This window comes from Nocardia sp. NPDC050378 (assembly GCF_040655675.1).
Classification (GTDB): Bacteria; Actinomycetota; Actinomycetes; order Mycobacteriales; family Mycobacteriaceae; genus Nocardia; species Nocardia coubleae.
The window spans coordinates 410,753-422,824 of sequence record NZ_JBFAKI010000004.1 but is presented as its reverse complement, the minus strand read 5'-3'; the positions used below and the strand labels follow the sequence as shown (position 1 = coordinate 422,824).

Sequence of the window (12,072 nt, the reverse complement as noted above, 5' to 3'; positions counted from 1 at the left end):
CGGTGACCGACGGGCTCATCGCGCGGCTGCGGCGGTGGGCGACCCCGGTGCTCGACTGGTTCCAGACCATCGGCACCGCGCTGGGTCACCTGTGGCGTCGCTCGCTGCAATTGCGGGTCATCGTTTCCACGCTGACTCTCTCCCTCATCGTGATCACGATCCTCGGGGTCGTGCTGACCGGTCAGATCACCGACCGGCTCCTCGAAGCCAAGATCAACGCGGCGGTCGAGGAGATGGATCGCGCCCGCAGCACGATCGAGAACGAGCTGAGCGGTGTCGAGGGCGCCAACAGCCGCCAGCAGCAGCTGGCCGATGCGCGCAGCGCGCTGTCCAGCCGGGGCGGCACGGGGCAATCCACGGGCGCCGCCGGTAGTTTCTACTCCGCGCTGGCCATGGTCGGTGGTACCCCGCCGCAGGAGATCACCACCGATCTCATCTCCGAGGTGCCACAGGAACTGCGCCGGTTCGTGCAGCGTAGCCAGGTGTCCTATCAGTTCACCACCGTCGCCGACCCGGACGGCTACCGTGGCCGCGCGCTGATCATCGGCAGCCCGAGCGCCGAGATCGCGACACTCGAGATCTATCTGATCTTCCCGCTGGCCAGCGAGGAGTCGAGCCTGTCGCTGATGCGCGGCACGATGCTCATCGGTGGCGTGGTCCTGCTGGTGTTGCTCGCCGCGATCACCGCGCTGGTCACCCGGCAGGTGGTGCTACCGATCCGGTCGGCCGCGCGCATCGCGGGCCGCTTCGCCGACGGCAGGCTGAAGGAACGCATGCTGGTGCGCGGCGAGGACGACATGGCGCGGCTGGCGCAGGCGTTCAACGAGATGGCCGAGAGCCTGTCCAACCAGATCACCCAGCTCGAGGAATTCGGCAATCTGCAGCGCCGGTTCACCTCCGATGTCAGCCACGAGCTGCGCACCCCACTCACCACGGTGCGCATGGCCGCGGACCTCATCCACGGTTCCAGCGACGACCTCGATCCCGCGCTCGCGCGTAGCTCGGAACTGCTCGTCAACGAACTCGACCGGTTCGAAGGGCTGCTCAACGACCTGCTGGAGATCTCGCGGCACGACGCCGGTGTGGCCGAACTGCAGGTGGAGTCCCTCGACGTGCGGATGTGCGCGCGGGCCGCGATCACGACCGTGCGGCATCTGGCCAAGGACACCGGGGTCGAACTGGTCGTCGACCTGCCGGAGGAACCGGTGGTCGCCGAGGTCGATCCGCGACGCGTCGAGCGGGTGCTGCGCAATCTGCTCGCCAACGCGATCGACCACTCCGAGGGCAAACCGGTGCTGATCCGGATGCGCGGCGACGCCGAGGCCAACGCCGTGGCGACGGTGGTGCGCGATCAGGGTGTCGGTCTGCGACCGGGCGAGGAGAAGCTGGTGTTCAACCGGTTCTGGCGCTCGGACCCCTCGCGGGTGCGCCGCTCCGGCGGCACCGGTCTCGGTCTGTCGATCAGTGTCGAGGACGCCAACCTGCACGAGGGCCGACTGGAGGCGTGGGGCGATCCGGGCGTGGGAGCCAGCTTCCGGTTGCTGCTGCCGATGGTGCGCGGCCGCAAACTCGGCCCGAGCCCGTTGGCGCTGGAACCGATGCTGCGCAAGGTGCCCGCGTTACCCGAGGCCGAGCCGGAACCCGAGGTCCTCGACAACCAGCGCGACGACGCCGCCGACGACAACGAGGAAACCGCAGCGACCGAGACCGGAGACCGAGAGTCATGAGCAACGCGGGTGGTGTTCGCAAGGGTGTGGGGCTGCTCGCCCTCGTCTGCCTGCTCGTCCTCACCGGGTGCGCGAGCCTGCCCGAATCGTCGGCGCCGCAGGCCCTCGGCACCATCGAGCGCGAGCCCACGTCGGCGGGTCCGCCGCCGCCGGAGCCCGGTCGCGATCCCGACCTGCTGGTCGGTGATTTCCTCGGTGCCAGCGCCGACCCGACCAATCGGCACGCCGCCGCCCGCCAGTACATGCGCGACGACACGGCGGGGGAGTGGAACGACGAGGCGAGCATCACCATCGTCGATCGGCCCGACACGCTGCGCGAATCACGCACCGGCGACCGGGCGACGTATGTGGTGCGCGCCCGCAAGGTGGGCGAGCTGGGCCGCGACGGCGCCTATCGCGCCACCGACGGCATGCTCGAGAACAAGATCGAGCTGAGCAAGATCGACGGAGAGTGGCGCATCACCGATCTGCCTGACGGCGTGGTGATGGATTCCGCGTCGTTCGCGAGCACCTACCAGCGCTACGTCCTGTACTACTTCGACAGCTCCGCCCAGCTGCTGGTACCCGACCCGCGCTGGATCTCGGTGCCGCGCGGTCAGCTCACCGAGCGGCTCGTCGGGCTGCTCAGCGGTGGCCCACAGCCGGCCATCGCGGGGGTCGTGCGCAACCTGCTCGCCCCGCCGACCGCGGTGCGCAGCCCGATCACCAAGGCGGAGAACGACCCCGGCGAGGTGGGTGTCGGGATCGGCGGGGTGCGTATCGATTTCGGCGGGATCGGGACACTCGATCAACGTGGTCGCGAACTGCTGGCCGCCCAGGTGGTGACGACGCTGTCGCGCGCCGACATCCTCGGCCCGTATGTGTTGCTCGCCGACGGCAAACCGCTCGACGAACGCTTCGCGAGCGGGTGGTCGCTCGCCGATGTCGACCAGTTCAGTGCGGCGGCGCCCGGCGGGAACAAGATCGGGTTGCACGCACTGCGCAACGGCACCCTCGTCCAGGTGACACCGGACGGGATCGTCGCGCCCAGTGGGGCCTTCGGGGAGGCGACCAACCTGCAGTCGGTCGGCATCTCGTCGGACGGCCAGTTCGTCGCCGCCGTCGCCGACACCGGACGGCCCGCACCGGAACCGGGCCGCACCCTGCTGATCGGCAACTACGGCGCGGGCGCGTTCGGTGTGGTCGAGGCGGCGAGCATCGCCCGGCCGTCCTGGACCATGGACGGTGGCGCCGCGTGGACCGTGCTCGACCAGCAACGCGTCGTGCGCGCGGTCACCGATCGCGCCACCGGCAATGTGTCGCTGCAGGACGTGGACACCTCGGCGCTGTTCGAGGGCGCGGGTGCGCCGCGACTGCCGATCACCGAGGTGGTCGTCTCGCGGACCGGTGTGCGGGCCGCGCTGATCGCCGACGGCAAGGTGTACGTGGCGGTGATCGAACGCAGGCCGGACGGCAAGTACGCGCTCACCTCCGCGCTGCCGGTGGCGATCGGGCTGAGCACGCCCGCGGTCTCGCTGAGCTGGATCACCGGCGACACCCTCATGGTCGCCCGGGAAGGCAATGTCGACCCGGTGTTCACCGTGTCCATCGACGGTTCCCAGTTCACGCCGGTGACCTCGCAGAACCTGACTCCGCCGGTGCGGGTGGTCACGGCGGCGCAGACGACCCAGTACGTCGCCGATTCCCGCGCGGTGCTGCAACTGCAGACCGCCGACCCCACCCGAACCGACCGCTTCTGGCGTGAGGTACCCGGGCTCACCGGCGAAGGCGTGGTCCCGGTCCTGCCGACCTGAATCTGTCGGTACCCGCTGTCATGCTCACCGGCTATGAAGGCTCTGCTCGATCTCGTGCTGCCGGTCCGCTGCGGCGGCTGTGCGCGGGCAGGCACGCCCTGGTGTGGCGCGTGCGCGGCCGAGTTGACGACGGGTCCGGTGCGGGTACGCCCGCGAACCGACCCCGGCGTTCCGTGCTGGGCGCTTCGCCCCTATCGCGGTCCGGCGAAGCGCGCGGTGCTGGCTGCCAAGGAGCACGGACGACGAGACCTGGCCGACCCGCTCGGCGCCGCGTTGGCCGCGGCATTGGTCCGGCTACGGTCCGCTGACCGCCCGCTGGTGCTGATTCCGGCGCCCACCCGGACGTCGGCAGCCCGCAGCCGCGGCGGCGATCCCGTAGCCCGTTCCACGGCCTGCGCGGCCGGTTGGCTGATCGATTGCCGGACGGTCGGTCTGCTTCGTCTGCGGCCCGGCGTCCGTGACTCGGTCGGGCTCGGCTCGCGCGAGCGCGCACACAATCTCGCGCACAAGATCATCGCCGTGACCCCGGCCACCGCGCGGGGGCGAATTCCGGCGAATGCCGAGGTAGTGCTGGTCGACGACGTGTTGACCACCGGTGCCACGGCCACCGAATCGATACGTGTTCTTAGCCGGATCGGCATACATCCGTGCGCTGTTTTGGTGACCTGTGCGGCTTGACTCAGCGAAATTTGCGTGAACAGTGGCGGACTCGTCCGTGGCGGACTAGCGTCGCGAACACACACCGAACCACAGCTTCTGGGAGGTGGCGCCGCGAACTCTGGTGTCGAGCGATTCCCGATCGGCACAGCTCAATCCCGCCGCACTCGCTCTGGTGTGCGGCCATATCCGGGAGGTACTCGCGTGACGACTTCTGCACGGGCATCAGTGCACGATGCTGACCCTTCGGCACTGGAGGACAGTGCCGCCGACTCGACTCGGACACCCCACGCGGAAGTGGTGGTCTCCGGTCGCAATGTCGAAGTACCCGACCACTATCGAATCTATGTCTCGGAGAAGCTCTCCCGGCTGGAGCGCTTCGATCCGTCGATCTTCCTCTTCGATGTGGAGCTGTTCCACGAGCGCAACCGTCGTCAACGCAAGGCCTGCCAGCGCGTCGAGATCACCGCACGCGGGCGGGGCCCGATCGTGCGTTCCGAGGCGTGCGCCGACAGCTTCTACGCCGCGTTCGAGTCGGCGTCGCAAAAGATCGAGAGCAGGCTGCGCAGGGCCAAGGACAAGCGGCGTGTTGTGCACTACGGCGACAAGACGCCCGTCTCGGTGGCCGAAGCCACCGCATCCCTGGTCGACGACTCACTGTTCGCCCAGGCCAACGGGCACGTGGCGCACGAACACGACGAGGAACCCCAGGACGAGGGTCCCGGCCACATCGTGCGCACGAAGGACCATCCGGCTACGCCGATGACTGTCGACGACGCCCTGTACCAGATGGAACTGGTCGGGCACGACTTCTTCCTCTTCCACGACAAGGAAACGGACCGGCCGTCGGTGGTCTATCGCAGACACGCCTTCGACTACGGTCTGATCCGGTTGGTCTGACCCATCCGGAACTCCGGGCACCCGCGGGCGCGGGTGCCCGGATCGCGTTCAGCCACCGAACTTTTCGTAGTGCACGGCGTCGGTGAGCGCCCGCCGGGCCCGCCAGCCGAATCGCTCGAGGTCCGGCACCTCCTGAAACTCGCGTACCGGTCCGACGCACAGCCAGGCGATGGGCGTGATGCCCTCGGGCAGACCGACCAGATCGCGCAGGAACCCGGGTTCGTAGAACGACACCCAGCCGACACCGACCTGTTCGGCGGTCGCCGCCAGCCACAGATTCTGGATGGCGAGCACGGTCGAATACACACCGGTCTCCGGGACGCTGGCCCGGCCGAGTACCTGCGGTCCGCCGCGCCGGTCGTCGTGGGTGACCACGATCCCGGTACCGCTCTCGACGATTCCCTCGATCTTGATCGGGTCGAAGGTCGCGGCCCGGTCGGCGGGCAGCGCGTCACGGAACTCGACGCGTTTGCCCGCCACGTGATCGGCGAAGCGGCGCAAGGTCGCCGCTTCGCGGACCACGACGAAGTCCCACGGCTGGGAATTGCCGACGCTCGGCGCCCGGTGGGCGGCGGACAGAATCCGCCACAACGTGTCGTCGTCGACGAGTTCGCCGGTGAATTCGGCGCGCACATCGCGACGCAGACGGATCGCGTCGTAGACGCTCAGTTGCTCAGCACACACCGGTGCAGTGTGGCATTGCGGCTGGCGCCGCAGTTCTCGGCCCTGTTCCCCGCCTCTTCCCTCCCTGCGGGCACTCCTTCGTCGCGCCCTCCGGTCGGTCCAGAGGCGGGCGGGCCGAACTGTGGCATTGCGAGGTCAGGCCGACCTACGCGCCATCCGTCGTCCGGCGGCCAGCGCGGTGCGCAACCCACGCCTGCGACCGGTCACCGGATCGATGGTCGGCACGGCCTTGCCCTCGAACAGGCGCTCGGACTTGGTTTCCGGTGCGTCGTCGGCGGTGTGGCGCAGGTACTTGTTGGGCAGCGACAGCTTGAGGATCGTGCGCCACGACTTGAAGTACTGCACCGGCAGCGACCCGGTGGTGTAGGGCAGGTCGTACTTGTCGGCCAGCTCGCGCACCCGCACCGCGATGGCGGCGTAGCGGTTGCTCGGCAGGTCGGGGAACAGGTGGTGTTCGATCTGGTGGCTGAGGTTGCCGGTCATGAAGTGCATGACCGGGCCGCCGCTGATGTTGGCGCTGCCGAGCATCTGGCGCAGGTACCACTCGCCCTTGGTCTCGTTCTCGATGTCGGCCTTCGTGAACTTCTCGGCGCCGTCGGGGAAGTGACCGCAGAAGATCACCGCGTTGGTCCACACGTTGCGCACCACATTGGCGGCGAGGTTGGCGGTGAGGGTGGAGAAGAACGACGGACCGGTGAGCAGCGGGAAGATCACGTAGTCCTTGGCGGCCTGCTTACCGATCTTCTTGAGCACCAGCTTGCGGTCGGCGTCGAACTGCTTCCACTCCGGGGAATCCTTGTCCCACTTCTTCTTCGCCACCTTGCCCAGCTCGAGGTGCTGGATCGCGACGCCGTACTCGAACAGCGCCTGCAGCAGGAAGTTGTAGATCGGGTTGCCCAGGTAGAACGGCATCCAGCGCTGGTCGCGGGTGACGCGCAGCAGGCCGTAGCCGATGTCGTCGTCCATGCCCAGGACGTTGGTGTACTTGTGGTGCAGGAAGTTGTGGGTGATCTTCCAGTGCGCCGACGGGCCCGCGTTGTCCCACTCCCAGGACGTGGAGTGGATCTCCGGATCGTTCATCCAGTCCCACTGCCCGTGCATGACGTTGTGCCCGATCTCCATGTTCTCGATGATCTTGGCAGTGCCGAGCAGGGCGACGCCGGCCAGCCAGGCCGGGGGCAGGAAGCTGGCGAACAGGACAGTGCGGCCGCTGATCTCCAGGGCTCGCTGTAACCGGATGACGTTGCGGATATACCGGGCGTCGGCTTCGCCTCGCGAAGATTCGATTTCGCGGCGGATCGCGTCGAACTCCGCACCGAGAGCTTCGACATCCGCGGCGGTGAGGTGCGCGTATTCCTTGACATCCGAGATCGCCATGGCGGTTACAGTACCGTAGGTTACGAGAGCGTAGGTTGGTGATTTCCGCGATGGATTGTGGGATGTGTCCTATTGCGCGATCGAGACAAAGATGTTACCTGAGACCGCGCGCCCTTTTCCGCAGAGCGGCGTTTTCCTGCCGTGCCCGCTTCTTGAGCGCCACCTTGGCCTCGCGCAGCACTTCCTTCTCGTGCCGCGCCTTCGCCTCGAGACTCACCTTCGCGTCGTGCAGCGCCGAACGCAGGCCGAGGCGCTTGCCGGTCTCCGGATCCACGCGCAGCGCTTCCGGCAGCGAGATGCCGTGGAACTTGCGCTCCGACGATGTCTCGGGTGCGTCGTCGGCGGTGCGCTTGAGGAACCGGTCGGGCAGCGCGAGCTTGTGGATGGTGCGGAAGGCCAGCAGGTACTGCTTGCCCAGCGAGCCGGTGGTGTAGGGCAGGTCGTACTTGTCGCACAGCTGACGCACCTGCGCGGCGACCTCCGGGTACCGGTTGCTCGGCAGGTCGGGGAACAGGTGATGCTCGATCTGGTAGCAGAGGTTGCCGCTCATGAACGCCATGACCGGGCCCGCCTTGAAGTTGGCGCTACCGAGCATCTGCCGCAGGTACCACTCGCCCTGGGTTTCCCCGTCGAGCTGTTCGATGGTGAATTTCTCGGCGCCGTCGGGGAAGTGCCCGCAGAAGATCACGGCGTAGGCCCACAGATTGCGTACGAGGTTGGCGGTGGTGTTGGCCTTGAGGGTCGACTTCCAGGCCGGACCGGTGAGCGCTGGGAACAGCACGAAGTCCTTCACCACCTGGCGGCCCGCCTTGCGCGCGAAGTCCTTGTTCGGCTCCGACAGCAGCTGTTTGGTCGGTACGCCCGCGAGTTCCTTCTCGATCCCCAGGTCGTGCAGGGCGATGCCCCACTCGAAGGTGGCGGCCAGCAGCAGGTTCGCGGCGGGCTGCACGAGGTGCTTGGGTTCCCACGCCTCGTCGCGGGTCATCCGCAGGATGCCGAAACCCAGGTCCTCGTCCTTGCCGAGCACGTTGGTGTAGGTGTGATGGGAGTAGTTGTGCGCGCGCCGCCACTGCGCCGACGGACCCGTCTGATCCCATTCCCAGGTGGTGGAGTGGATTTCGGGATCGTTCATCCAGTCCCACTGCCCGTGGCTGACGTTGTGCCCGAGCTCCATGTTCTCGATGATCTTGGCGACCGACAGCAACGCCGTGCCACCGAGCCACGCCCAGCGGTTGCGGCTGCCGAACAGCACCGCGCGTCCCGCGACCTCGAGGGCGCGCTGGGCGGCGATGGTGCGGCGGATGTATTTGGCGTCGCGCTCACCGCGCGAGGTTTCGACAGATCGTCGAATCGAGTCGAGTTCTTTGCCCAGGGTCTCGATGTCGGCCGCCGTCAGATGGGCGAAGGCCTGGATATCGGTGATGGCCACCGGGGTCCTCTCTTGTTCGGTTGACGGCCTGCACGCTCGGTCCACACACGAGGGGCCCGGCGGTGACGCTACGGCGTCACTGCCGAGACCAGCCGCTGCCGATCAGTCATATGACCGGCGCATGATTCGAGGATACCCGTAACCGAAGCGTGACGGTGGGATCAGATGTCGAGTGTGCAGTCACCCGCGGCGGCGGAGATACAGGTCTGAACCTTGTCGCCCGGCTGGCGTTCGTCACCGTTGCGCAGGTCGCGGGCGTGCCCGGCCGACAGCGTGACCACGCAGGTCTGGCAGATTCCCATCCGGCAGCCGAACGGCAGCTGCACGCCCACCGACTCGCCGGCCTCGAGCAGGCTCGTCGCGCCGTCGACGGTCAGGGTGCGGCCGGTGGTGCCGAAGGTCACCGTGCCGCCCTCGCCGACCGCGGACCGTTCCACCTCGAAACGCTCGACGTGCAGCTTCTCCGGGATGCCCGCCGCCTTCCAGTGCGCTTCGATGGCGTCGAGCATGGGCGCGGGACCGCACGCCCATGTCTCGCGCTCGCGCCAGTCGGGGTAGAGCTCGTCGAGGCTCGACAGTGCGAACAGGCCCTGTTCGTCGGTGAGCTGCAGGTGCGAGACGAAGCTCGGGTGCTTGTCGTGCAGGGCGCGCAGTTCGGCGCCGAACATCACGTCGGCGTCGGTCGGCGCCGAGTGCACGTGCACCACGTCGTGCACACCGTCGCGGCGGTCCATGGTGCGCAGCATCGACATCACCGGGGTGATGCCACTGCCCGCGGTGAGGAAGAGCACCTTCTCGGGTACCGGCTGTGGCAGCACGAACCCGCCCTGGGGTGCGGCGAGCCGGACGATGGTGCCCGCCGCGACGCCGTTGACGAGGTGGCTGGACAGCTTGCCCTCGGGCATGGCCTTCACCGCGATGGAGATGAGCCGCTTGCCGCCCTCACCGGTCCAGTCCGGCGGGCAGGTCAGCGAGTAGGAACGCCAGTTCCAGCGGCCGTCGATGAGAATGCCGATGCCGATGTACTGACCCGGCTGATACTTGAAGTCGAACCCCCAGCCCGGCTTGATGACCAGCGTCGCCGAGTCGGCGGTCTCCTTCTTCACGTCGACGATGCGTCCGCGCAGTTCCCTTGCCGACCACAGCGGATTGGCCAGGTGCAGGTAGTCGTCGGGCAGCAGGGGTGTGGTCACCCGGGCGACCGCGCCGCGTAGCACGTTCAGCTTGCCGCCGCGATCGGCGACCTGCGCCGCCGGTGCCTCGAGCCATTCCCGGAACTTGTTCAGGACCATCGCTTCGCCGTTACTCCCTGTCGCGCACCTCAGCCACCCGTGTGGCTCACTGCCCGCAAGGTTACGGCATCGTAGGTTTGGCGCCAGCCGAAGGACGGGGCTCAGCGCCGAGAACCGCGGCGCCAGCCGCCGATGTCACAGCAGATCCAGGAGAAAAGGCAGTTCCTGGGTGGCGTACCAGGCCAGCTGGTGGTCTTCGGCGTCGCCGAGGACGAACTCGGCGTCGGGGTCGCCCATGTCGGCGACGTCGATCACGTCGACGGCCTTGGCCACCTGGGGTTCGGCTTCGGCCAGGTCGACGTGCACCGAGGCCACCTGGTCGTAGGTGATCGGCCCGGCCAGTTTCACCACCGCGTCGTCGAGGTCGGGGCGCAGTTTCGCGCCGGTGACGTCGGCGGCGATCACGCAGCGCCGGTAGATCGGACTGCCCGGGTCGGCGACCTCGTCCAGGGAGGTGGTGTCGTCGTCGGCGTCGTCGAGCCCGTCGCGTTCGGCGGCGATCAGCCGCAGCGAGGCGCGCGCGGCCTCCGACATCGCCACCTCGGCGAGTTCGTCGTCGTCGCCCGCGGCGTAGGCCTCGCGCAGCGCGGGCGTCACCGCGAACGCGGTCGCGCCGAGCGGGAACAGTTCGCGCTCGTCGACCAGTTGCCGCAGCATCGGGATCGTCGCCGGGATGTAGACGCGCATCTTGGCGTTCTCAGGGACAGGCACCGAGCAACTCCTCCATCGATTCGTGCACCGACGCCGCGAGGACGTCGAGATCGGCCATGGCGTCGCGGTCGGCGTTGAGTCCGTAGAAGACCTGACCGTCGTACGAGGTGAGCCCGAAGCTCAGGGTCTGATTGCGCAGCAGCGGCGACACCGGATACATCTCCAGCATGCGCGCACCACCGATGAACATCGCGGTCTGGGGCCCCGGCGCGTTGGTGATCACCAGGTTGAAGGTGTTGTCGGCGAAGGTGCTGGCCGCCCGCACACTCATCGCGTGCAGGCTGGCCGGTGCGAAACCGGCCAGGTGCACGAGGGTGCGCGCCCGCACGCCGCGGCGCTGCCTGCCCGCGGCCTCGGTGGCGTGCGAGATATGCGAGAGCCGCATCGTCGGATTCGGTTCGCCCACCGGCAGATCGATGAGGAACGAGGACACCTCGCTGGCCGGTGTCAGCTGATTGTCGCCGTCGACGTACACCGACATCGGCACCACCGCACGCAGATTCGTCGATTCGACGAGAGCCTCGTTGCGCGAGAGCAGCCAATTGCGCAGGGCGCCGGTGACGACCGCGAGCACGGTGTCGTTGATCGAGCAGTCGAAATGCCTGCGGATCTTGCGATAGTCCTGGAGGTCTGTGCGCACCACGTCGAAGCGGCGGCTGCGCGAGGTGCGGGCGTTGAGCGGGCTGTCGGGTGCGCCCGAGGTCGCCGCGCGGACGGCATTGGCCGCGGCGTGCACCGCCATCCGGGCGCCGCGTACCACCCCGAACGCGCTCGAGCCCGCGTCGCGCACCGCCGAGTAGGCCTCGCGTGGTTGCGCGGCCAGTTGCGACAGCGCGCCTGCGAGCAGTTCCACATCGGTGGGTTCGCGTGGTGCGCGCCAGGCGTCGTCGGCCAGTTCGCGTGGCAGGGGACTGTTGTCGAGGATCACGTGCCCGATCTCGAGGGCGGTGTCACCGTCGACGAGCGCCGAATGCGATTTGGTGAACACCGCGCTTCGCCCGTCGGACAGCCCTTCGATGAGGTACATCTCCCACAGCGGCCTGCCCTGGTCCAGCGGCCGGGAGGCGAGCCGGGCGACCAAATCGTAGAGCTGTTCGTCGGTGCCGGGGGCGGGCAGCGCGGAGCGGCGGATGTGATAGCTGATGTCGAACCGGCTGTCTTCCACCCACACCGGACGGCCGAGCGCGAGCGGGATCTCGCGGACTTTGCGGCGGTAGCGGGGAACCAGCGGCAGCCGGGATTCGACCAGCTCGATGAGCTGTTCGTAGTCGAGGACCTGGCCGGAGCCGTCACCGGAGGAGTTCTGGAGGATCGCGAGAGAGCCGATATGAATCGGATTACTGCTCGACTCGAGCCGGTAGAACGCCGCGTCCTGCGGCGTCAATCTCGTGATCACGCGCTCCGATGCTCCTTCCGTTGCACGCTACGCGCGCCTTCCCGGCGCAGATCGGGCACCGGCTACATCCTACGGCACAGTAGGTGAATCGTGATGCCGGGCAAGG

The 12,072-nt window shown here is 68.0% G+C and carries 10 protein-coding genes; 4 read left to right on the top strand and 6 right to left on the bottom strand.

Annotated features, from left to right (window positions below; translation table 11 throughout):
- The first annotated feature begins 2 nt into the window (after positions 1 to 2).
- From mtrB to raiA, 4 genes are all read left to right on the top strand, one after another.
- On the top strand, positions 3 to 1,727 hold the full coding sequence (gene mtrB / locus AB0I35_RS12150) for an MtrAB system histidine kinase MtrB (RefSeq protein WP_357395818.1): 1,725 nt from the start codon (positions 3 to 5) through the stop codon (positions 1,725 to 1,727).
- Complete coding sequence (gene lpqB, locus AB0I35_RS12145; protein WP_357395817.1) at positions 1,724 to 3,520, top strand: MtrAB system accessory lipoprotein LpqB; 1,797 nt, start codon at positions 1,724 to 1,726, stop codon at positions 3,518 to 3,520. The genes mtrB and lpqB overlap by 4 nt, the downstream gene beginning before the upstream one ends.
- A gap of 33 nt (positions 3,521 to 3,553) precedes the next feature.
- Positions 3,554 to 4,198 (top strand): ComF family protein, encoded by a 645-nt coding sequence (locus AB0I35_RS12140; RefSeq protein ID WP_357395816.1) that lies wholly within the window; start codon positions 3,554 to 3,556, stop codon positions 4,196 to 4,198.
- A 183-nt stretch (positions 4,199 to 4,381) separates the two neighbouring features.
- Positions 4,382 to 5,077: a ribosome-associated translation inhibitor RaiA gene (raiA, locus tag AB0I35_RS12135; protein ID WP_357395815.1), complete on the top strand. Its 696-nt coding sequence runs from the start codon at positions 4,382 to 4,384 to the stop codon at positions 5,075 to 5,077.
- 48 nt (positions 5,078 to 5,125) lie between these two features.
- Here the strand turns inward: raiA and bluB are convergent, their stop codons facing one another.
- The 6 genes from bluB to AB0I35_RS12105 all read right to left on the bottom strand — a co-directional run bounded on the left by bluB (position 5,126) and on the right by AB0I35_RS12105 (position 11,966).
- A complete protein-coding gene (gene bluB, locus AB0I35_RS12130; protein ID WP_357395814.1) occupies positions 5,126 to 5,761 on the bottom strand; it encodes a 5,6-dimethylbenzimidazole synthase in 636 nt (211 codons plus the stop codon).
- Between the two features lie 135 nt (positions 5,762 to 5,896).
- A complete protein-coding gene (locus AB0I35_RS12125; protein ID WP_357395813.1) occupies positions 5,897 to 7,138 on the bottom strand; it encodes a fatty acid desaturase in 1,242 nt (413 codons plus the stop codon).
- 94 nt (positions 7,139 to 7,232) lie between these two features.
- The gene (locus tag AB0I35_RS12120) at positions 7,233 to 8,567 is read right to left on the bottom strand and encodes a fatty acid desaturase (protein WP_357395812.1); all 1,335 of its coding nucleotides are present in this window, start codon (positions 8,565 to 8,567) and stop codon (positions 7,233 to 7,235) included.
- Positions 8,568 to 8,728: 161 nt separating this feature from the next.
- Positions 8,729 to 9,859 carry a ferredoxin reductase gene (locus AB0I35_RS12115; RefSeq protein WP_357395811.1) on the bottom strand — a complete coding sequence of 377 codons (1,131 nt, stop codon included), beginning with the start codon at positions 9,857 to 9,859 and terminating at the stop codon, positions 8,729 to 8,731.
- Between the two features lie 135 nt (positions 9,860 to 9,994).
- Positions 9,995 to 10,546, bottom strand: coding sequence for a hypothetical protein (locus AB0I35_RS12110; RefSeq protein WP_357395948.1), 552 nt, complete (start codon positions 10,544 to 10,546; stop codon positions 9,995 to 9,997).
- Between the two features lie 10 nt (positions 10,547 to 10,556).
- Positions 10,557 to 11,966, bottom strand: coding sequence for a wax ester/triacylglycerol synthase family O-acyltransferase (locus AB0I35_RS12105; RefSeq protein WP_357395810.1), 1,410 nt, complete (start codon positions 11,964 to 11,966; stop codon positions 10,557 to 10,559).
- Between the last annotated feature and the right edge of the window lie 106 nt (positions 11,967 to 12,072).